This window comes from Curtobacterium sp. HSID17257 (assembly GCF_003989515.1).
Classification (GTDB): Bacteria; Actinomycetota; Actinomycetes; order Actinomycetales; family Microbacteriaceae; genus Curtobacterium.
In genome coordinates, this window is record NZ_RBLU01000018.1 from 1 (window position 1) to 22,190 (window position 22,190).

12 protein-coding genes and 1 pseudogene are annotated in these 22,190 nt (G+C 71.0%); 2 read left to right on the forward strand and 11 right to left on the reverse strand.

Translation table 11 applies throughout. The features are described from left to right. Positions 1-982, forward strand: a pseudogene (locus D8M35_RS16550) (serine/threonine protein kinase); the annotation flags it as partial. 202 nt (positions 983-1,184) lie between these two features. Here the strand turns inward: D8M35_RS16550 and D8M35_RS05040 are convergent. From D8M35_RS05040 to D8M35_RS05050, 3 genes are all read right to left on the reverse strand, one after another. Then, positions 1,185-5,462: an FtsK/SpoIIIE domain-containing protein gene (locus D8M35_RS05040; RefSeq protein WP_126890867.1), complete on the reverse strand. Its 4,278-nt coding sequence runs from the start codon at positions 5,460-5,462 to the stop codon at positions 1,185-1,187. Positions 5,463-5,544: 82 nt separating this feature from the next. Continuing rightward, positions 5,545-7,002, reverse strand: coding sequence for an ABC transporter substrate-binding protein (locus D8M35_RS05045; RefSeq protein ID WP_126890868.1), 1,458 nt, complete (start codon positions 7,000-7,002; stop codon positions 5,545-5,547). Beyond that, positions 6,999-9,713, reverse strand: a complete 2,715-nt coding sequence (locus tag D8M35_RS05050) for a hypothetical protein (RefSeq protein WP_126890869.1) — start codon at positions 9,711-9,713, stop codon at positions 6,999-7,001. The genes D8M35_RS05045 and D8M35_RS05050 overlap by 4 nt, the downstream gene beginning before the upstream one ends. 334 nt (positions 9,714-10,047) lie before the next feature. Here D8M35_RS05050 and D8M35_RS05055 point away from each other — a divergent pair, with 334 nt between their 5' ends. After that, positions 10,048-11,013 carry a hypothetical protein gene (locus tag D8M35_RS05055; RefSeq protein WP_126890870.1) on the forward strand — a complete coding sequence of 322 codons (966 nt, stop codon included), beginning with the start codon at positions 10,048-10,050 and terminating at the stop codon, positions 11,011-11,013. A gap of 142 nt (positions 11,014-11,155) precedes the next feature. Here D8M35_RS05055 and D8M35_RS05060 read toward each other — a convergent pair whose 3' ends face one another. From D8M35_RS05060 to D8M35_RS05095, 8 genes are all read right to left on the reverse strand, one after another. After that, positions 11,156-12,157, reverse strand: a complete 1,002-nt coding sequence (locus tag D8M35_RS05060) for a DUF3592 domain-containing protein (protein WP_126890871.1) — start codon at positions 12,155-12,157, stop codon at positions 11,156-11,158. Between the two features lie 23 nt (positions 12,158-12,180). Then, positions 12,181-12,843, reverse strand: a complete 663-nt coding sequence (locus D8M35_RS05065; RefSeq protein WP_126890872.1) for a hypothetical protein — start codon at positions 12,841-12,843, stop codon at positions 12,181-12,183. An 804-nt stretch (positions 12,844-13,647) separates the two neighbouring features. Next, complete coding sequence (locus tag D8M35_RS05070) at positions 13,648-13,992, reverse strand: hypothetical protein (protein ID WP_161972606.1); 345 nt, start codon at positions 13,990-13,992, stop codon at positions 13,648-13,650. Between the two features lie 367 nt (positions 13,993-14,359). After that, entirely contained in the window at positions 14,360-14,785 is a 426-nt protein-coding gene (locus D8M35_RS05075; RefSeq protein WP_126890874.1) for a hypothetical protein, read from the reverse strand. Positions 14,786-14,989: 204 nt separating this feature from the next. Then, complete coding sequence (locus D8M35_RS05080; RefSeq protein ID WP_126890875.1) at positions 14,990-15,397, reverse strand: hypothetical protein; 408 nt, start codon at positions 15,395-15,397, stop codon at positions 14,990-14,992. 453 nt (positions 15,398-15,850) lie between these two features. Next, positions 15,851-16,285, reverse strand: coding sequence for a hypothetical protein (locus D8M35_RS05085; RefSeq protein ID WP_126890876.1), 435 nt, complete (start codon positions 16,283-16,285; stop codon positions 15,851-15,853). Positions 16,286-16,308: 23 nt separating this feature from the next. Continuing rightward, entirely contained in the window at positions 16,309-21,615 is a 5,307-nt protein-coding gene (locus D8M35_RS05090; protein WP_126890877.1) for a DUF6531 domain-containing protein, read from the reverse strand. A 155-nt stretch (positions 21,616-21,770) separates the two neighbouring features. Continuing rightward, positions 21,771-22,052, reverse strand: a complete 282-nt coding sequence (locus D8M35_RS05095) for a hypothetical protein (RefSeq protein ID WP_058729289.1) — start codon at positions 22,050-22,052, stop codon at positions 21,771-21,773. Between the last annotated feature and the right edge of the window lie 138 nt (positions 22,053-22,190).

The window sequence follows — 22,190 nt, forward strand, 5'->3', positions numbered from 1 at the left end:
TGAACCCGAGGCCCCCGCTCGCCGCCGGTGGCAGCGCCCCGACTGGCTGACGAACCGCATGCTCGGGCTCGGCGCCCTCGGTGTCGTGCTCGTCGCGGCGCTCGTCGTCGGCGGGGTCGTCTGGCTCCCGGGCGCCCTGGGCGGGAAGGGCACCCCGAGCGCTGCCCGCACGGCACAGGCCGCGAGCGCGTACCAGCAGGACCGTCCGCTGCCGACCGGGCTCTCGACGACCCGCAAGGCGACCGTCGACCCGCAGGCCGGGACCGTCGCGCTGTCGATCACGTACGCCGCGCAGGCCGCGACGCTCCGCGGACCGCTGCTCGAGGTGGTGCCCGATGTCGGGTCGCGGTCCGAGTGCCCCGCGGTGACCTGGAGCGGGGACGGAGCGACCGGCGGCGGAGCGACCGGCGGCGACGTCACCGGCGTCAGGAACCAGCCGTCGCTGACCGGCGTCGACGTCCGCTGCGGGTGGACGCTCTCCGACGTGGTGGTCCCGGCGGGCGAGGACCTGACCGTGCAGGCCACCGTGCGACTGTCCGACGTACCCGACCAGGCCGGCCTGCAGGAGTGGCTCGACACCGCCGGGAACGCGACCACGACGGCCGTCTCCGACCAGTCGGTGACCGGGACGTCGTACCCCGTGCAGCGGCTGCAGGGCGTCGAGGTCCGCACGCCCGACCGCACGGTCAGCCAGACCACGCTGCCGGTGACGCTCGTGCCGGTGTGGCCGAGCGGCGCCGACGAACTGAACCCGCTCTACCGCAGCCCCTCGACCGGGAAGCCCTCGGAGATGCTCACCGACGTCGCCGGCGGGGAGTCCGGGGTCCGCTTCGCCGACGGGTGCTCGGGTGCACTGGCCGTCTCGTCGGACGGCCTCGTCGTGACCGCGCTGTCAGTCGCGCCCTCGTGCACGGTCCGGGCGACGGTGGGCAACTTCACGGACCTCGAGAGCTCGCCCTTCGGCATCACCACCCGCGACTGACCGGTCTCAGACCCGCGGCCTCACCCGTGGTGCGTCGTCGGCGTTCGTCACTCGTCCTCCTCCGTGGAGCAGAAACCGTCGGGTCACGGTGCGTGAGGCGACGAATCCTGCTCCATCGGAGCGGGTTGCGGCCGGGACCCGCCGGACGGGAGGCGCGTGGCGGCCGAGCACCGCGCCTCCCGTCCGGTGGTGGTCCCGCGGGTCAGGCGCCGGGCGCGGCGGTCTGGACCAGACGGACGGCGCCGCCCGACGCGGCGTAGCCGCGACCCACCGTCAGCGCGACGGGGGCACGTCGGGGCAGCGTGACCCCGAGCAGTTCGCCGTCGTAGTCGACGTCGGGCTGCAGCAGCACGCCGCAGCGGGACTTCCGGACCGCGCGCGTCCAGTGGCTGTAGAGCGAACGGAGGTCGGCGGACCGGCCGGCGGCGACCACGCACAGGCCCGGTCGCTCGGAGGACAGCAGCGACGCGATCGCCTGGTCGGCGTCGTCGAAGCGTTCGGCGTCGTCGACGAGCAGCAGGACCGGGCCGCGCTCCAGGCGGAGGCCGGCCAGCAGGGCGGGGACCTCGTCGGCCCCGACGGCGAGGCGGTCGAACACGCCGTCGGCGAGCGGTGACCGGCGGTCGCAGATCGCCCACACGGCCGGGCGGACACCCTCGGCGGACCGTGCCTGGTCTGCCAGGGCGAGGAGCACCGTCGACTTGCCGGAGCGCGCCGGGCCGGCGACGAGCACGTGCTCGCCGTCGTAGACCTCGAGCGCCGCGGTGCCGAGGTCGTCCTCGGCGATGCCGACCGGCAGGCGCCACGGCTCGGTGTCGAAGCGTGCCGCGGCACCGAGGTCCTGCACCCGGACCGCATCCGGCAGCCGGCCGACGGCGCTCGACTTCGGTGCCGCGTCCGGCCACGCGGCGGCGACTTCGGCGACGGCCTCGGCGAGGGGCACCGCCGGCGTCGCGACGTGGCTCTGCAGCTTCGTCGTCGAGTCGATGTACCGACCCGGCACGGGCGGCGGGACGTCCTTCGGGCGGACCCCGATCGACGCGTAGTCGTACGGGTCGGCCAGACGGAACAGCCACTTCTGGGTGGTGACCTCGTCCATCGCCGACGGCACGGCCTTCGCGCGGGTCGTGGAGACCGCGAACGAGATGCCGAGCGCCGGCCCTTCCGCGTACACGCGGTACAGGGCGTCCAACAGCTGCTGGCCCTCGAAGTCCTGGTACTCGTCGCGGAGCGCCGCGAGGCCGTCGATCAGCACGACGGCCTGACGCCCGCCGGGGCTCGCGCGCCGACGCTCGAGGTCCGCGCGCAGGTGGCGGAGGAAGCGGGCCTGCAGCTCGCTCGCCCCGGCACCGGACCCGACGTAGGCCGTCGTGTGCGGGAGCTGCGCGAGCGGCGCCAGGTCCCCGGGACCCATGTCGAGGACGAGGAGGTCGAGGTCGTCCGGGCTCGTCGTCCGCGCGAGACGCAGGGCGAGCGCGGACAGGGCAGTGCTCGTGCCGCTGCCCGGGATGCCCATGAGGACGAGGTTGCCCTCGTCGAGGTCCCAGCCGCCGGCGACCTGGCGCTGGTGGTCGGGGTCGTCGGCGAGCGCGACGGGCACGAGACGGCGGCCGCTGCCGCTGGGCGGTTCCGGGACCTCCGCCAGGTCGACCCGGTCTCCCAGCGCCTCGGGCCAGATGGGCCGGGGTGCGGCGTACCCGGCGGCGTCGTTCGCGGCGCGGATCGCCTCGATGAGCACGTCGAGGTCGGTGTCGTCCGACGCGCTCGGCCCGGGTGCGGGCGCCGGTGCCGGGACGCCGAACACGTCGGTCGGACGGACCGAGACCGACTGCTCGACCCGTTCGTCGCGCGCGCGGCCGGTGACCAGGGCGGTCTGCACCGGGGTGATGTCGTCCTGCCCGAGCTTCACGTAGGCGCGGCCGGTCTGCTGCCGGCCGATGCCCGCGGCGGCCGGGACGCCGATGACGTTCGTCGAGTCCTCACGGCTCTGCACGCGGAGCGCCACCCGGAGGTTCGTGTTCGCGAGGATGTCCTCGCTCACGACGCCCGCGGGGCGCTGTGTCGCGAGCACCATGTGCACGCCGAGCGTGCGGCCCACGGCGGCGATCGCGACGAGCGAGGTCAGGACGTCCGGGAACTCCTTCGCGAGCATGGCGAACTCGTCGACGACGAAGAGCAGGCGCGGCATCGGCTCGGTCGGCCGCGTCGCGAGGTAGGCGTCGAGGTTGTCGATGTCGGCGCCGGCGGTCGCGAAGACCCGCTGGCGGCGCTCGAGCTCGGCCTCGAGCGCACGGATCGCTCGGTCGGCCAGCTGCTCGTCGAGGTTGCTGATCGTGCCGATGGTGTGCGGCAGCCGTTCGCAGGCGGCGAAGGCGGCGCCGCCCTTGAAGTCGACGAGCAGGAAGTTGAGCCGGGTGGGGTCGTTCCGGGCCGCGAGGCCGGCGACGAACGAGCGGAGGAACTCGCTCTTGCCGGAACCCGTGGTCCCGCCGACCAGGCCGTGGGGGCCGTCGCGCACCAGGTCGATCTCGAGGACGCCGGACTCCGAGGACCCGACCGGGGTCGAGGTCCCCGTGCTGGTCTGCCACAGGGTGCGGATTCCCTCGGCGGTGGTGGTGTCGACGGAGGTGGTGCCGGCATGGGGTGCTGCGCTCCGTGTGAGCAGGTCGGGCAGGCGGACGAGCGACGGCAGCGATGCGCCGGGAACCGTGAGTTCCGGGTCGTCGAAGTGCGCGACGGCGCGGGCGGCGCGCTCCGCCGTCGCCGGAGTGAGACCGGCGAGCACGACGTCCTCGACGCGCGTGCGGTCCTCGGGGCGGTAGACCGTCGCCGCCGCGTCCGCCCCGACCGTGACGATGGACGTGCAGGCGGCCGGCAGCTGCTGCTCGTTCGTCGCGATGACGATGCCGCTCACCCGCTGTCGACGTTCCCCCGGGCGCAGCGAGACACCGGGGACCGTCCGGCCCTGGCCGAGCAGGCTGCGCGCCGGGGCGTCGCGGCCCTCCGTGAGCACGTCGGAGTCCACGACCACCAGCAGGTTCGGAGTGGGGAGCTCGTCGAGCGACTCCTGCAGTCCGCGCAGGACGGCGGCGCTCTGGTCGCGCTGCGCCGACATCCACCGGGCGCCGGTACTGCTGCCCGCGACGCGTGTGTGCGGCAGCCAGGAGGCCCAGGACCAGTCGTCCTCGCGGCCCGCATCGCAGAACACGCCGACCGTCAGGTCTGCCGGCCCGCAGTGCACGCTCGCCTGCGCGAGCAGACTGCGGGCGAGGGCGAGCGCGCCGTCGCGGTCACCGACGATGCCCACGACGCCGGCGTCCGACAGGTCGGCGACGACCGGCGCCGCCGTGAGGCGGCTGTCCGCGATCGCGGCCTTCGCCTCGTCCTCGAGCTTCGACGACGCCGCACGCTGGTCGACCTCGGGACGCCACGGCGCGTCGCCGGTGCCGGCGTGCAGGCTGAGGAAGTCGTCGTCGTCCGAGCGGCGCTGCCAGAGGTCGGTGGTGGGGAGGAGCGCACGGCGGACGACGGTCGCCGGGTCGGGCACGAGGTCCTGTCGGCGGGCCGCCTCGACGGCTGCGGCAGCGGTGATCTCGCCCCGGAAGGTCTCGACCGCCTCGGTGAAGCGCGTCTCCTCCTCCTTGAGGTTCTTGGCCCGGCGGTGCTTCTGCTCGAACCACATGCCGATCGCCGTCACGGGGCTGAGCAGTGCGAACAGTGCGAAGCGGGCGTCCCCGAGCAGGAGCACCATCGCCCCCGCGAGCACGAGCGGCGCCGCGACCGTGATCCAGCTGAACTTCGACGCCGGGGCGACGTCCCGGCGCGTCGGCGGGGACACCGGCTCGGTGTCGGTGATGCGACCGGGCCGCGGTGGCCGGTTGAAGGGTGCGGTGGCGGCCGGGGTGAGGTTCGGGAGGGTCCCGGCCGCAGGCACGGTCGTCTCCGGGAGCTCCGGCCGGAGCAGCAGCACCGCACCGCCCACGATGACGCTCGTGGTGCCGGTGAGCAGCACGCCCTCGTCGTCGATGCGCTCCCCCGCGATCACGGTGCCGTTCGTGGAACCGGAGTCGCGGACACGGACGCCGTCGTCCTCGCGTTCCACGGTGCAGTGCTCCCACGAGGCGCTCTCGGTGGGGAGCACGACGTCGGCCTGCGGAGCCCGCCCGACGACGAGCCGACGACTGCGCGGCACCGGGACGACGAGCCCCGCCTCGAGGCCACCCGCCAGGGTCACGCTCCAGCCGTCGACCGTGCGCGGCGGGTCCTCGGTGGTGCGGGCGACCCGGGACCCCTCGAGGAGCACGAGGTCGCGCAGCGGGGTGTCCGAGCTCGTCCGGTGGCCGTCGACCGCCAGGGGTGTCCCGGGGTCGAGCGGGGTGCCGAGCGACGCCGCCACGAGGTCCCCCAGCGTGGAGGACTCCGCCCACCCGTCGGCCTCGATCGTCTCGCGGCGGTCGTCGAGCTCGATCAGCAGGCGCATGGGCGGTCCTCCCTCGGGGTGGTGCGGCGGTGCGGGTGGTGCGGGTGGTGCGGCGGCGGTGCGGCGGTGCGGCGGGACGGCGTCAGTCGGTCGAGTCGGAGAACCAGACGAGCGCAGGTGTCGCGCCGTCGTCCGCGGTCGCGGGTCGCAGCCCGAGGCCCTGTGCGGAGGCGGCGAGCACACCGGCACGGTCGCCGAGGGCCTGCCGCGCGCCGAAGTCGAGTGCCGGACCGGCGAGGCCGTCGTCGGCGCCCAGGTCGAGCCCCGCCAGCGCGTCGGAGACCTTGCTCACGTCCGTGCTCCGGGCCGACCCGACGGCGGTCACCAGGGCGACGACGGCGTCGTGGCTGCGGGCGTCGGCCACGGTCGCCACCGAGGCGAACGACCGGTCGCCGGTCAGGTTCTTCGCGTCCGCGTCGTCCGCCAGCACCCGGACGCCGCCGAGGAACGCCGACATGGCACGACCCTCGGCGTTCGAGGACAGGGCGCGGGCGTCGTCGGTCTCGACACCGACGGTGCGGAACGTGCCGCTGAGGCTGCCGCCCGCCTGGGCGAGCGCCGCCGCGAAGGCAGGACTGGTGGCCTCGGGGGTCAGGACGACCGGAGCGGTGACGTTCGCCTCCTGGAGTGCTGCGACGAGGGCACCCTGTCGACCGGCCGGACCGCTGACGACGACGGCGTCGGAGTCCGGAGCCGCCTGTTGGGCGCCGTCCTGCGTGGTGCCGGTCTGCGTGGTGCCGGCCTGCACGGTTCCCTCCTGGCCGTCGGTCGTCGCGGCGTCGGTGGAGCCCGCCGCTGCGCCGGTGCGCTGCGCGATCGTCGTGGCGAGCGCGCCGAGGTCGGGTGCGCTCGTCGCATCGAGGACGTGGGCGAACCGGACGCCGGACGGCGCCCCGCCGCCCAGGTCCACGAGCAGCGGCGACGCAACGTCACCGAGCGCGTCCTGCAGTGCCGCAGCGACGGACTCCGTCGACGGCGCGGTCGACCAGGCGTCGTCACCGCCGGCCGCGTAGGGCGCGACGACCGGGATGCCGGCGTCGGCCGCCGCGGTGTAGGCACCACGGACGTGGTCGCCGGACGTCGCCACCACGATGCCCGAGACGCCGTCGGCCGCAAGTGCTTCGACGGCCTTCCGGGCGCCGTCGGCCGACCCGCCGTCGTTCTTCGTCACGAGCTGCACGTCGGTGCCGCCGAGCTCCAGGCGACGCTGCGCCACGAGGGCGCCCTGCGCGGCGTCGTCCCACTGCGCGCCCTCACCGTCGCCGAGCGTGACCACGACGCCGATCTTCGTGCCGTCGGGGACGTGAGCGACGGTGATCGGCACCGGGGCCGTCGCGGAGACCGCCTCGGCCGGGGTCGACGCCGAGACGCGCACCGCGAGCACCGCGGTGACGACGGCCGCGACGACGAGGACGGCCACCGCGACGATGATCGCGGTCCGCCGACGCTTCCGGGTCCGGGCAGCATCGGTCGTGGTCGGGTCGTCTGCACCCTGCTCGTCAGCAGTCGCCTCGGTCGGCTGGTCCTGCACGTGGCTCATCGCTCGGCTCCGATCCGGAAGGCGTAGAGCGTCGTCGACGTCGCGCTGGACGGCACGTCGAGACGGAAGGCGGGGAGCTTCGCGGCCCGGTCGAGCGAGGCACGGAACTGCTCCTGCTGCAGGAGGATGCCGGCGACGTCCTCGGCCCGGACGTTGGCGTAGCCGGAGGCGTTCTGCGACGCGAGGGCGAGCTGGTAGTCGGCGGAGTCGGACTTCGCCGCGCTCGTGGCCATCGCGCCGAGGATGCCGGAGCCGTTGACCTTGCGGTCACCGAGGTCGAGCATCACGCGGTTGAGGTCGCCGGTGAGCAGCGTGCTCGCGCCCTCGACGTCGCGCACCGAGGCGCTGGTGCTCGCGTCGATGCGCTGCAGACTCGCGGCGGTCTGCGCGTCCACCGCCGAGGCGAGGCTGCTGCTCTGTTCACGGAGCGCACCCTTCTGCTCGTCGATGGTGCCCTTCGAGTCGCTCGTGACCTCGCCCGAGGTGGTGCGGAGGCCGGCGATCGACTTGTCGAACGCCTCGACGACGGCCTCGCGGCTCGTGCCGGCGGTCTCGCTGACCTTGCGCACCTGGTCGTCGATGAGGGCCTGCACCTGCTTGCCCGAGTCGTCCGACGCCTGCTGGAAGGCCTCGCGCACGGCGTCCTGCAGCTTCTTCTGCTGGTCGCGCACCTGCTGCAGCTGACCGTTGACGTCCGCGCCGGACTTCGCGGCTCCGTCGAGGAGCCCCTCGAGCTGTTGCACCGATCCCTCGACCGACCCACCGTCCTGTTGCACCGCGGTGCGCACGTCCTGGACGCCCTGACGCAGCGCAGCCACGGCGGTGGCGAGCTGGTTCACGGCAGCGCCGACACCGGTCGTCGCCCGCGGGTCGGTCTCGGCGATGAGCGCGTCCCACGCGGTGGCCTGCGCGTCGAGGCGCTGGTCCATCGGGGTGCTGAAGCCGAGTCCGGGCCGGAGGGTCGTCCCCTCCGGCTGGTCCGTCCCCGGGCACGGTGTCGCGGTGAGGTACCCGCGGAGCGTGTCCACCTCGTCCTGGTCGAGTTCGGGATCGCTGAGCAGACCCGGCTGCGCGAGCTGGCACAGGCGGTCGGCGAGCGCACGGTTCTGTGCCTGCATCGAGCCGTCGAAGCGGGAGTCCAGGGTGCCGAGCTGTCCGCGCGCAGTCTGGGCACGGCCCCGAACGTTCGCGACGGCCTCCTGCACCGGGCGTACCGACTGCTCGCTGGTCGTGACCAGAGCGTCCAGCGCCGTCAGTGCCTGCTCGATGGAGCCGTCTTGGTCGCTGCCGAGGGCGTCGAGTTCCCCGGCGATCTCCTGCAGTTGCGCGTTCAGTGCGTCGGACTGCTCGATCGCGGTGTCCGCGAGGTTCGGGTTCAACCCGTCGGCGAGCTGCTGCCCCTTGCTGACCAAGCCGATCAGCGAGCTGTTGACCGCAGCCGACGATTCCCAGAGCGCGCAGGTCAACGAACCACGGGCCTCCAGGGCGGCGCACGCCTCGGCGGACGGCGAAGCCGGTCCGACGGACGACGCGAGCTGCGCGCTGACCTGCTGCTTGCACGCCTCGCTCGCCTCGGCGTAGCCCTCGAGCTGCGCGGACACGCGCAGCAGGTTCCCGTAGACGCTCGAACCCGCCGTGCCCGTCTGCGGGACCGCGGCACAGCCCTCGCCGTCGAGCACCGGCGCCGGAGCGGACGCCGAGGTGTCACCGAGCAGGGCATCGAGGCTGCCCGTGGTCTGCTGCAGCTGCTGCAGCACCGTCGACTGCGTCGCCTGCACGGTCGAGCCGAGGTCCCCGTTCAGCGAACCGAGCTCGCCCGACAGCGACTGCATCGTGCTCGCGAGCGAAGCACTGCTCTCCTGCAGCCGCTCAGCCGTCCGCACACCAAGGGTCTCGGACGTCGACTCGAGGTTCGTGCGGACCTCGGTGATGGTGCCGCCGGCACGGGCGAGCACCTCGTTCACCTGCGCGATGAGGTCGATCGTCCGGCGTTGCAGCGCGAGCTCGGAGTCCGTCTCGGAGCCGAACGCCCCGTTCATCACGCCGCTGGTCGACAGGTCCGTCGTCAGTCCGGGCTGCGCCGCGACGTCGATCGCGGGCGTCGAGAAGTCGCGGACGTCGGCGACGAGGTGCAGCGTGCTGCTCGCTCCCGACGTCGGCGGCGCCAGCAGCCGGCCCCACTGGACGACCGCGTCGCCGGAGGCGTTCGTGCTCACGACGCCGTCGGTGGCGGCGCCGCCGTCGACCGACTCGGTCACGATGCGATCCGGAGCGACCCCGTCGAGCACGGCCGAGGCGGCGACGCTGAACGGTGCGCCGACCAGCGCCGGGGTCGAACGGGAGGCTCCCGCGACGTCGTAGGTGAGGCCCTGCGACCGGACCGTGAGGTTCTCGACGGTCACGTCGATCTCGACGCGACCGGAGTACCCGTCGAGGTCGGCGAGGTCGGTCCCCGAGCGCTTGTCGGTCGTGTACTGGGTGGTGATCCGGAGCGGCAGGTCTCCGGCCGCGTCCTTCACGTCGTGGTCGACGGTCTTCGACGACGAGCGCTTGCCGGCGACCGAGATCGTCGTGTCCGAGATCGCGTTCACCGCACCGTTCGTGGTGAGCGTCGTGTCCACGGTCTGCAGCACACGTGACGGATCCGTCACCTGGTCCTGGTCGGCGGTGCAGCCGGAGAGCACCAGCGCGAGTGCACCCGTGACGGCCACCACTCCAGCGATGCGGCTCCCCTGCCGAGTCCCGGTCCCCCCGGCGCGCGTCAACATCACGATCGTCCCCCTCAAGAATCGACTGCGTGGTCGATCCTAGCCGCTGAAATACCGTGAGGTTCCGTTCTCCACAGGTCGCCGTCACCCCCGTTCGAGCCACAGGGCGGCGACATACGAACTTGCAGGCCCCCGTGGAATTGATACTCTGCACACCGCACCCTGGGGGGATCGCCGAACACGACCTGGTGGTCGGGGATGCATGATCGAGTGGTCGACCTCCGCACATGGCGGTCGACCACTCGGTCCAGGGGCCGCAGCACGAGGGGGACGACACATGTGGATCACGATCACGTCCGTGGGCATCGCGATGGTGGCGGCGTTCGTCATCACGAGATCCGTGACGGCGGCGACCAAGCACAGCGACCGTCGCCGGCGCGAGCGTGGGGAGACGCTGCCGAGCGAGGGCGGCGCGCTCGTCACCGTGCGCCTGCGGACCTTCCAGTGGGTGCTCATCCGGCTGGTGGCGATCGTCTTCGTCGTCGTCGGAGCCCTGCTGTCGCTCGGCGCCGCCACGACGATCTCGACCGGTGTCGAACCCAGCCTCGTCGTCGTGGCGATCGTCCTCCTGTTGGCCGGCATCGGGGGCATCGTGCTGTCCCGTTCGATGCGCCGGACACGGGTGCTCGCCATGGAGGACCACCTGCTGGTCCGTCAGGGCCTCCACCAGGAGCGCCGCGTCGACCTCGGCGAGATCGCTGCGGTGCTGCCGATCGCCAACCAGTACGGCGGCTTGCAGGCACGTGACGTGACCGGCAAGCGACTCTTCTCCGTGATGGGCCTGGCCCGCGGCTACGCGGAGCTCGAGGCGTACCTGCAGGAGCGCGTCGTCCGTCCCCGCGCGACGGCCCCGGCAGCGCTCGGACCGAACGGCGTCTCGATCCCGCCCTGGCGCGGTGTCGCGTGCAGCGCCGACTGGACCACCGTCCCGCTCGGTCCCGGCGGTCGCCCGCGTCCGGTCATCCGACTGTTCGTCGGCGGCGACGTCGTCGCGCTGCAACCCGGAGAGGTCCGCGCTCTCATCGACGGCAGGACAGGGGTCGTCGAGTCCGACTCGCAGCCCCTCGCGTTCCTCGCCAGCCCTGCGCTCGTCGCCCCGACGTCGCTCGGGGGTCGGCAGCTGGCCGGTCTGCCGCCGGAGAGTCTTGCGCTCCTGTACGACGCGCAGGACGCACCGGCAGTCGTCCTCCGTGACAGCGATGCCGTCACGTTCCGCGCGTGGGTGAGCGGGCTCCCGCGCTGACCGTCGGCGGCTGATCCCGCACGACCCGGCCTGGAGGCCCGCACGACCCGGCCTGGAGGCGCGGTGCCGGTCCGACGGACGGCCCGCTCCGTCGGGCGGTCGCCTCGTGCTGTCGCGTGCTGCTCCGGTGGCGGTCGCGGGCTCACTCGGTCGGGGTGCGTGGCGGGAACGATCCAGCGCGGTGGGCTGACGCGACACCGGTGGCCAGACGGCGAGCGCGCCGTCGAGCGGCGAGCACCTGGCGCCTGGCTCTCGCCCACCGCCGCGTGTGCCTGGTGCGGATCCTCCGGATGATGCCCTCGACCGTCTGCACCGCGAGGAGCGGTGCGCCCACAGCCAGCAGCGGCAGCGCGGTGAATGCGTAGTTGCGACCGTCGTCGACGTTCCGCGCGAACATCCCGTGCAGCTCCTCGGACCGGACGCCGGCGGTCGTCGGATCGTCCGGGTCGACCATGATCTGCAGGCGCTGTCCGACCCGGTAGAAATTTGGATCGCTCGACACCGTGTACTCGTCGAGCGTCGTCTCGTACTCCACACCCTCGTACCGTTGCCGCGTCACCGGCGTGTACTCGCTGTGTCCTCGCCCTTTGTACCCGGTGACGTGCACACGCTCGACGTGCACGACCTCACCGGTGACGACCACACCGGTCCGCCGGAGTGCGTCGTCGTAGCGCAGTGCCTCGTCGCCCTCGCCGTGCAGGATCGCCCCCAGCGCGGCGGCGCAGAACGCGCCCGCGCACAGCATGAACGGGCCGAGCTCACGCAGCCACTCCCCACCCGCCGTGCGCAGCCCGCGGCCCGCCGTCTCCTTGCGCCGCCTCGCCCCGACGTCCGGGAACAGCACCCGAGCGAGGAGCGCCCCGACGAGCACCGCGGGCAGCCACCCGTACTGCAGCGGCCCCCAGTCCGACGCGTGGTCGACGAGGACGACGAGCACGACGAAGCTCCCGAGGAACAGCACCGTCGGTACGAGGCAACCCGCTGCGCCGACGCGCACGAGCGCCGCACCGTAGCCGAGTCCGAGGACGGTGACGACGGCGAACGCCCAGCCCTGGACGCCGAAGTGCCCGAGTTCGATCAGCCCGCTGCTGGCCAGCGCCACCGCCGCGAGGAGCGCGTGGAAGACCCGACGTGCAGGAGTCACCGCTCCTCAGCCCCCGCCCGGGGTCAGCAGTCGGCGCTGGTGACCGAGAAGTCGATCGTGCGGTCCGTGCCGTCGAAGACGTACGAGTACCGCATCACGATCGCCTTCGACAGCAGGTCACGCGACTCCTTCTTCTGGCAGACGTTCGACACGACCGACGACTTGAGGTCCGCCGCGGTCAGGCTCGCCGGATCGACCGAGGAGTCGATCGTGTAGGCGTACTCGAGCTGCGCACCGTCGGCCGTCACGCCGTCCCAGCGGGTCACCTCGTCGAGCTCGAGCGGGAAGGTGTAGTTCTCGTTGACCTGCTTCGCCGCCTCGGTCGCGAGGGCCGACGGCGAGGGCTCGGCGGTGGCGTTGAAGAACGCGCGGACGCCCAGCGACGCACCCACCGCGGCGATGACGGCGACGACCGGGATGAGGATCCGGAGTGCGACGTTCTTCCCCTTCTTCTCCGGGGTCGGCGGCTGCCAGGGGGGAACGCTCCCGCTCGCGCCGGCGTAAGGCTGCTGCTGGTACCCGGGCGCCTGCTGGCCCGGCTGCTGGAAGCCGGGCATCTGCTGCCCGTTCGGCTGGCCGAAGCCGGGCGCCTGCTGGTTCGGCTGCTGGAAGCCGGGCGCCTGCTGGTCCGGCTGCCCGTTGTTCGGCTGCCAGTCGCCGGGCTGCCCGTTGTTCGGCGTCGTCATGATGGTCCTTCGCGGTCAGCACTCGCGCGCCGGACGTCCCCGAAGTTCCGTGCTCCAGCCGACACGCGGCCGGTCTCACACGCCCCCTCGAGCGCCGGCGCCCCCTGTGCGCGGTACTCGATGTCAGGCGCCAGCAGGGCCGGCGCCTGCATCCAACGTATCAGGCTGGGGTGGCTCCGACCCTGCTCCCGTCCCGGCACGGTCAACCGCGTCAGCACCACGGCGATCCCCAGCGTCGAGGCTCCGACGCCTCGCGACGAGCACAGAGGAGTCGCTGTTCGACTCCGCCGAAAGACCACGAGCAGCAGCGCGGCGAAGACTCGTCCGCGTAGCACCTGTCTGTCTGTCAACCTCGACCCTCTTCGGGCAGTGGTGCCGAATCCGATACGATCACCGGGGTCCGGAAGAAGTGCAGCACCGAACGCCACCGGTAGGAAGCAGCGCCCACCGCGAACCGGTGACCAGTGCCTCGCTTGAAGCTTGCAGCCAGACGCTCCTTGTTGGCCTCGTCGACGCCCCGGCGCAGCACGAGTGGTCCACAGTCATCAGTGGCGATCTCGACCTGATCGTACGTGGCCCCGATTCCACGTCCTGACGTCGATCCACCCGTAGCGGGAGACGCCGATTCGACGACGCAGGTCACCCAGATGGGGTGCTCCCGGTCGTAGTGCCTGAACGCCTCCCCTGCTGCCAGGAGTCCAGCGACTCCGAGGACGATCACCCCGAGCATCCCGAAGACGAATCGGTTCCCTCGCTTCGCCCCCGACGCGCGCCTCACCTGCGCCTTACTGACCCGTTCTCTTCTCATCCTCGCTCCCATCCCCGAACCTCTGGCACCGCCCCGAGCACGGACAATGGTGCACGCAGACTCAGCGAGGCCTCACCCAAGGTGATCCGGTACCTCTTGCCCCTCTCGAAGGTCGATGCGACAGCGGCACTGTTCTCACTCGTGACGCCGTCCCGGATCACGAGATGCCCACAGTTGGACGTGTGGAGGTCCACCTGCTCGGTGTACGAACCCACACCACGGCCGGAGTGCGTAGAAACTGTGGAGGCTTTCGCGTTCGAGATCACGCAGTCAAAGGTGATCCGGTGATCCTCGTCGTATTCCTCGATCGATTGCCGCCCGACGAAGAAGAAGGTCGCCACCGCGAGTAGGACCAGGACTGCCGCCGCCAAGACGAGTCGCCCCCTGACGACCGACAGCCGGCTCGGTGAGAAGTGGCCACGGTTCAGCCTGCTGTGCGACACACACCCCTCGCTCTTAATTCGCCATTCCGGCTACCGGACCACTGTCGGTCTCACGAATCGTATGTTCCGCACGACGATCCCTCACGCCGTTCTCCCTCTTCAACCCCGCGATCCACAGGCTCTGCATCGCTGCTCCACCCAGCCTTCATCCCTTCGTCCGCAGCAATTGATCACGGTCCATGAATCTCACTCGACGCTGCCGATCGGCCCGCCGAGTACCCGCGAACTGCCGAAGGTCCGGTCGAGGAACAGCAGCTGAAGGCGCTCAGCTGCCCCCGACAGGCTCGTAGCCGTACACCACGCGAGCGATGCTGACGGCTTCGAGGAAGCTCCGCAACCTCCAGGACCCTCCGCCGATATCAAATTCGTAACGGCCTCCGCGATCAAGCTCGTTTGCTATCTCAGCGCGGTTGACAGTAGTCACGCCGGCGCCGAGAACAAACTCTCCGCAGTTCGTCTTGATGAAGACCTGGTTCATGGAACTGCCGATTCCCTTCGACGAACGCGTAGAGCCAACAGCTGACTCTGCACTCGTGACCGTGCAATCAATGGAGATGAGGTGCGACTTGTCATAAGCAACAAGAGCCAACGGCCCTCCGATCAGGAGGGCGAGAGGCCCAAACACGATAAGCGCAAGCACGGCGAACACCTTGACCCGCCTCTGGACCACTCCCCGGCGAGCATCGTTCATCCTTGCACCTCACTCATGCACTCAGGACCCGGCGCCTGCCGCTACGCACTCCGAGCGCCCGGCGTTCTCTGCTCGACCCTCATGTCAGCAGCTCATTTGCCGCCCGAAGAAGAGCACCACCGCAAGTAATCTCGTACACTGCCATCTCTCAGCTGACTCCCGGCGCTTGAAACAAGCCTGCACGCGGGCACTCAGAAGCTCTCGCTAATCTAAGCGCTGAACCTCGACCGCCTGGTGCAAGGTTCGAAGCGAATCGCGGAAACGGTACGAAGCGGCACCGAACTGCAACTCGTAACGGCGACCATCCTGAAACTCCGCTGCAATTTGTGAAGCATTGTTTGCCGACACCCCTCTGCGTATGAACAGGACGCCGCAGTCTGAAGAATCAAGGCGCACCTGATTGAACGATGCACCAATACCGCGCACAGATCTCGATGATCCGTCACCCGCAGTCGCCGCGATGATGCGGCATTCCACCACGAGCGGGTGAGCGGCGTCATATGCCTTCAGCGTCACCGGCGCGACAAAAATCGCGGTGAATATCAACACCATCCCGATCAGCCATGAGGAGAAAATGATTCTTCTCGACCGCATCGAGCGCTCTTTCCGCATCGACTCTGACTCCTTGCATCGATGACGCTTGCGCGCCTGGCCGAACCGCGTCAGTGTTTAGGCTTCGTAGAACCGATCGAGCCGTCGATCATGCCGTTGATACCGTCTTGAAGGAGTTCGCCTCCACGGTCGCCGTCAGGGTCCAACATCTCTACAGCAGCACACCGAGGAGTTGGACATGAAGTGCTCCTCACCACGTGGAGCACTGCGGGACTCGAGCCTGTCTCACCTCTCCGGCTCCCGACAGGAAAACGCACGCAGACGTGGTGGCGCGATTCCCTTGCACGCGGGGAGCCAGCCTCGTTGACCCGGATGGTTGATCCGCAGATCCGACGATGCATCGCGCTGCTGATGGACTCATTCGCTCAGCACTCTTATCGGCTCGCAGTCGCCCCCGTCAGGCCCGGTCGGCGCAGCTTTCTTCATCACGGACCGCTGGGCTTCCCGTGTGGATCAACTGGCACTCACGACCTCGAAGCTGTAGCCAGTGGGTGACACGCCGAAAATTGCAAGTTGAGCGCGAAGTCGGTATGCCGCGTCGCCAACAGTGAAACGGACACGGTCCGCAGTCGATACTCTCTTCGCGACGGCATCCGCGTTCGAGGAATTGATGCCGTCTTGGAGCAGGATCTTGCCACACTGCTCGGTCACGACAACGACCTGGGGCCCCGACGCACCGCCCCCCTTGAATGAGCCGCTCGATTCCGTTCCAGTGACGGCGCTACGGACGGTGCACGTGATCGACATCCGATGCGAGTCGTCGTACGCCGTGATCCCGACGGGTATCACAAAGAAGAGCAGCCCTGGAACAACGAACAGCAGCAATACTATGGCGATCCCGACGACGGGACGCTTCTTCCTCGCCGCAGTGGACGACTTCCCGGTCATGCGAACACCGTACCTCCCGCCTCTCACCATCTCCGATGGACCCCGACAGTCGGGCCGTCACCACCCTGCGCCGCGCCGGTCGTGAAGGTCTGGATGATGTTTCCGAGCGAGGGGTCTCCGCCAGGCCGGATCGCTTCGTTCACCTCGGACGACACGACGCCGACGCCGCTCGAGACGGCGTTGCCTGCTATCTCTCTTCCGACCGTGGACGTGATCCCGAAGCTGTTGACGAGTGATCCTGAGAGACGCCCTGTAGCGATGCTGGAGGCTGCTCCGGTGCCGAATCCTGTCGCGGCTGCCGTTGCGTACCCGAGCGGGTTCTTGTCCTTGATCTCGTCGTTGAAGTAGTAGTCCCCGACGTTGTTGACAGCGCCTGACGTTCCAGACGCAATTGCGCCACGGCCTGCGGACGAGAACGCCTGAGACGCCACACCCCTGGCGCCTGACCCGAGCGCGAGCGAAGCGGCCGGCGCGGCCTTCGCGAGACCTATCGCCGCGCCGCCACCGGCGGCACCGGCCGCTGCGCCGACGAGTGTGTCCTGACCAACCTTGCCCCAGTCGACGCGCCCGTCTGGGCCTCGATTCTTCTTGATGGAGAAACCTCCGGCCAACGCTGCTCCAGAACCTGCTGCGACAGCGAGCGCAACAACGGGTCCCAGAGGGGTGAACATAGCCCCGACCGCCAGGACGACGCCGACACCGATGGCGATGTTCGAGATCAGCTCGGAGTTCTCGTCAGCCCAGTTCCGGACTGCGCCGATGACGCCCTGGTTCGCATCCCGGTACGCCGCCAGGTCCTCATCCGTCGCCGGTCGGAGCCCCAGGGGGTCGATCGCGTGCATCGGATCGTTCCCGGCGTACGAGTACGGGTTCGCCGACCACGCCGCACCGAGCACGGGCGCCAACGGGTCCGTCGACAGGAAGCCCCGCGCCGCCGGGTCGTACACGCGCGCCCCGAGCCACTCCAGCCCCGCGATCGACAGCCCGCCGTCAGCGGTGAGCGAGACGCCGGTGGGTAGCGCCGCTCCCTGGACCGATGCGAGCACCGCCCACGGGTCCGAAGGGTCCGTGGAACGAGCGCTCCGCCAGCCTGCGATCGACCAGGCATCACCCACGGCGACCGCGCCGCCCGGCAGGTCGAGCACGCTCTCCCCGCCGATCGACACCATCGCGGGCAGCGGCGCGGCGGAGTCCCACCACACCTCGGCGCCGCCGACCTCCGCGAGCTCTCCGAGCACGTCGGTCCACACCTCGGCCCGACCGGTCTCACCGTACGAACGGTCCCGCGACACGACGGCGGTCAGCGACCCGAGGTCGGACCAGGCGTACTCCTCGGTCGACCCGTCGGGCTGGGTACGACGGATCCGTCGACCGAGCCCGTCGTACAGGTACTCCGTCCGCTCCTCGCCTCGGACGGAGGCCGTGAGCTGCCCGGCAGCGTCGTACTCGAACGTCGTCGCAGCACCGTCGACGACCTCGCGCAGCAGCCGCCCACCGTCGCCGTACTCCCACGCGGAGCTCCCGGCACGGACGAGCTGCCCGGCGTCGTCGTACGCGTACTCGACACGACCGCCCGGACCGTCGAGCGCGACGATCCGGCCCTGGTCGTCGCGTTCGATGCGCGTGACCATCGCGCCATCGGGCGTCGTCGTCGTGTGGGCGACCAGCGCACCCCGCTCGTACGACCACGACTGGACGACGTCGCCGGTGGACGCCTGGACGATCCGCCCGGCTGCGTCGTAGGCGAAGGTCGCCGCGGCGAGCCCCTGTCGCTCGACGGCGACGGCGCGGCCCACTGCATCACGGCGCCACTCGGTCCGTGTACCCGTGGCATCGGTTCGCGCAGTCCGGTTGCCGTCGGCGTCGTACTCCCACCGCACGGAACGTCCACCCCGGCTCCGTCGGACGAGGAGCCCGCGGCGGTCGTACTCGAGCTCGTGGTCGACCGTCCGGCCCGCACCACGGGTGTGGTCGGTGACGACGATGGTGCGGTCGACGGCGTCGCGTCGGGTCTCGCTCACCAGCCGACCGTCGACCAGGACCTCGGTCGCGCGGCCGGTGGCGTCGAAGGTCCAGCTGGTGGTCCGGCCCTCGGGGTCGGTCTGCTCCACCTGGCGACCGGCTGCGTCGTACCGCGCCGTCGTCTCGCGACCGAGCGGGTCGACGGCCGCGACCACGCGGTCCGCCCCGTCGTACCGGCGCCGCGTGACCCCGCCGGCGGGGTCCGTGACCTCGGTGAGCCGGCCCCGCTCGTCGTAGGCGAAGCGGGTGGTGCCCCCGAGCCCGTCGACGGCCTCGACCAGCTGCCCTGCAGCGTCGTAGCGGAACCGTCGGTGACCGAAGCGTGCGTCGTGACTGGAGACGAGCCTCCCGGCCCGGTCGTAGCGGTACCGGCTCGTGCCGGATCCCGCCGTCGTCTGCGCGACCACGCGGCCGACGGCGTCGTAGGTGGTCTCCTCGACCTCGCCGGTGGGCAGTGTCCGGGCGACGACGCGGGAATCCACGTCGTAGGTGAGCGTCGTCCGCGCTCCCGTGGCGTCGGCGGCCGCGGACGGCCGCCCGCACGCGTCGTACTCGTAGGTCGAGCGGGCGCCGGACGGGCTGACGATCGCGGTCACCCGCCCACCAAGGTCGCGCTCGATGCGCGTCAGGCCGCCTTCGCCGTCGACGAGCTCGACGGGCCGTCCGGCTGCGTCGTACGTCACCAGCTCGGATCCGGTCTCGTCACTCGTCTGCTCGACGGGTCGCCCGAACTCGTCGAAACGGAACGTGGTGGCGGAGAACGCATCGCGCAGGGTCGCGACGCCGGTCGCGACGTCCCGCGCGACCTCCTGCCGCACGCCGGTCGGGTCGACGGTGGCGGCGAGGCCGCCGTTGGCGTCGTACTCGTGTCGCCAGGTCGCGCCCGTCGGGTCGGTGACGGCCTGGAGGCGCGACAACCCGTCGTGCGCGAACGTCCAGACCGCGTCACCCGGCAGGGCGAGCGCGGCGACGTTCCCCTGGTCGTCGAACGTCCGCGTGACCCGCCGACCCAGGGGGTCGACGGTGGTCGCCAGCTCGCCGCTCGCCGCGTACTCGAAGGTGGTGCGGGCACCGAGTGGATCGGTGATCGATGCGACGCGCCCACCGGCCGTGTGCTCGTACCGCCAGACGGCACCGTCGGCGTCCCGGCGCTCGACGAGGAGCCCCGCCGCGTCCCAGCGGTACTCGGTCCGTGCGCCGGACGGGCTGACCGCGGCGACCGGACGACCGGCAGCGTCACGCTCGATCCGGGCGGTGTCCCCGACCGCGTTCGTGGTCGCCACGAGCTCGCCGAAGTCGTCGTGCTCGAGGTCGAGGACGACTCCGGTCGGGTCGACCACGTGCGTGAGGACGCCGTGCGTCCACGTGAGCTCGGTGCGGCCACCGACCGGATCGACGATGACGGACGGGTCGCGGTCGTCGCCGCGGTACTCGTAGGACACGACCGCCCCGACCTCGGTGACGACGGTGGTCACCCGGTCCTGGTCGTCGTAGCCGTAGGTGATGTCACCGCCGGAGGGGGTCACCGTCCGGGTCTTCCGACCGCGGTCGTCGTAGGCGTGCACGGTGACGGAGCCGTCCCGCTCGGTGGCCGACACCAGGTTGCCGTGTCGGTCGTAGCTCATCGACTGTCGCCGGTCGTCGGAGTCGATGACCCCGACGAGCCGACCCTTGGCATCGGCGATGTAGGAGTTCGCGCGCGAGCCGTCGTGGTCGGACACGACCGTGACGCGACCGGGCAGGTAGGCGAAGCGCACCGCTCGGCCGTGCGGGCTGACCTGTTCGACCACACGGCGCTGGTCGTCGTAGGTGTTGTCGACCTCGACGACCCCGGCAGCCGATGTCACGGTGACGACGAGGTCGTCGTCGTTCCACCCGTAGCGGCGGGTACCGACGGGGTCGGTCACGCTGACGAGTCGCCCGCGGTCGTCGTACCCGTACTCGACCCGCCGACCGTCGGAAGCCCGGAGGACCGCGACGCGTCCGTCGACGTGCTCGATCTCGACCCAGCGGCCGCGTTCGTGCTCGAGCCGGACGACCAGGTCCTCGGTGTCGCGGACAACCCGGACCGCCGTCCCGACCCCGCCGCGCTGTCCGGTCCAGAGACCGGACGGGGTGAAGTCGATCCGGACCCCGGCGTTGTCGCGCACGACGAGCAGGTCGCCCTCGGCGGCGAGCCAGCGGTTCTCGCCGACACCGCGGTCCCAGCCCTCGCCGGAGCGCGGGAAGCGGATCTGTCGGCCATCGGCGCCGACGAAGGTCGCCCCCTCGTCGTCGAGGAGCAGACGCGTCTCGAGGATCGACGACCAACCCGGGCCGAAGAGCCCGACGTGCTCGTCGAGGGAGTTGTACATGCGGGTGACCTCGAGCGAGGCCGAGGCACCGGTGAACCCGAGGTCGAGCTCCGGTTCGAGGAAGTTGCCGGTCGTGGTGTTGACCGGGTCCATCGAGAAGCCCGTCGTGGGCTGGGCGCCGTACGCCGACGGCGGCTCGAACTGCAGGTCCTGGCGGGTCTCGGAGACACCGGCGGCTGCGAGGGCCGCGGCGAGCGCGGAGTCCGCGACCGTCGATACGTTGCCCTCGCCGCCGGCCGCGGTGAAGGCATCCGCGATGGTGGTGGCCCACTTCGCGTCCTGGGCGTTCGCGTCGAGCCACTGCTCGAAGGCGGTGACGACGCTGTCAGCGTCGATGTGGCCCCACGAGCACTTGGCGGCGAAGTCGGTGAGCTTCCCCCGCAACGCGGCTGGTCGTCCTTCGAGGGCGCTGTCCAGCGACACCGAACCGGTCGCGAAGGAGCGGAGGTCGCTCGGACGCGCCGACGACGTCCCGCCGCCTCCGCCCCCACCGGAACCCGGGTTCGGCGTCTCACGGGGCCGCGCGCGCACGTCCGGTTCCTCGAAGGTCGGCGGCGCGTCGTTCTTGATGTCCGGCATCGGGTCGTAGTGGAAGGTGTCGTTCCAGAAGTCCTGCAAGCCGTTCCGCTCGTCCTCGCGCTCCTGCCACTCGCGAGCGCGCCTGCGGTTGTCCCGCTCCTTCGCCGCGGCTTCCTTCATCTGGCCGACCCAGCCGGCGACCTTCTCCAGCGCCGTCGCGATCCGGTCGGCGTCCGAGTCGGCCACATCGGCGTTCGACGAGAACAGCTGGGCGAAGCGGCCGCGGAACTCCTGCGACGCGGTCGAGACGTACGAGCGACGGGAACCGCGCTGGCCGTCGATCGCCCCCGCCGCGGACTTCATCGCGCTCTGCAACGCATCGGCCGTCGCGTCGTCGAACTCGATCGGATCCATGTTGGCGTGGATCTGGGCCATGGTCGTTCCCCCCGGAGCTGGTGCTGGACGTACTGGTGGTGCTGATCGTGCTGGTCGCGCGAGTTGCACGCGTCGTGCTGTGGTGCGGTCGGCCCCCCGACCGCGAACACCCGGCCCACCGAGACGAGACGGTGGACCGGGTGTGGGGTGGGTGCTTACGCGCCGCCACCCGCGGTGAAGATGTCCTGCGAGATCTTGTCGAGCTGCGTGCGGAGCTGCTCGAGCTCGGTCTTCGCCTTGTCGAGGGCCGCCTTGGTCTCGGGCCAGGTCGACCCACGGAAGGTCGAGGCGAGCGGGCCGTCCCACACGTTCGAGTCGGACAGGATGCGCCCCTGGGCGTCGAGCTGCGAGATCTGGTCCGTGAACCCGCCGTTCACGATGGACTGGATCTGGCGGATGGCGGTCTTCGCCTGCTCGGTGGAAAGGACACGCGACATGGTCAACCTCATTCTCTTCGTACCTGCACCCCCGCGCAGTGGAATCCCCCCGGAGGCCTGAACGCCGCCCACCATACCCGCGGAGCCCGACAATGTCACCGTCCGTATATCGTGACGTTTCCTCCCCAGTCCGAGGGG

What these genes read in the sequence shown, in the direction of transcription:
- D8M35_RS05040 (WP_126890867.1), bottom strand. Translation starts at nt 5,462, where the DNA reads ATGCGCCTGCTGATCGAGCTCGACGACCGCCGCGAGACGATCGAGGCC.
- D8M35_RS05045 (WP_126890868.1), bottom strand. Translation starts at nt 7,002, where the DNA reads ATGAGCCACGTGCAGGACCAGCCGACCGAGGCGACTGCTGACGAGCAG.
- D8M35_RS05055 (WP_126890870.1), top strand. Translation starts at nt 10,048, where the DNA reads ATGTGGATCACGATCACGTCCGTGGGCATCGCGATGGTGGCGGCGTTC.
- D8M35_RS05065 (WP_126890872.1), bottom strand. Translation starts at nt 12,843, where the DNA reads ATGACGACGCCGAACAACGGGCAGCCCGGCGACTGGCAGCCGAACAAC.
- D8M35_RS05075 (WP_126890874.1), bottom strand. Translation starts at nt 14,785, where the DNA reads ATGAACGATGCTCGCCGGGGAGTGGTCCAGAGGCGGGTCAAGGTGTTC.
- D8M35_RS05080 (WP_126890875.1), bottom strand. Translation starts at nt 15,397, where the DNA reads ATGCGGAAAGAGCGCTCGATGCGGTCGAGAAGAATCATTTTCTCCTCA.
- D8M35_RS05085 (WP_126890876.1), bottom strand. Translation starts at nt 16,285, where the DNA reads ATGACCGGGAAGTCGTCCACTGCGGCGAGGAAGAAGCGTCCCGTCGTC.
- D8M35_RS05090 (WP_126890877.1), bottom strand. Translation starts at nt 21,615, where the DNA reads ATGGCCCAGATCCACGCCAACATGGATCCGATCGAGTTCGACGACGCG.
- D8M35_RS05095 (WP_058729289.1), bottom strand. Translation starts at nt 22,052, where the DNA reads ATGTCGCGTGTCCTTTCCACCGAGCAGGCGAAGACCGCCATCCGCCAG.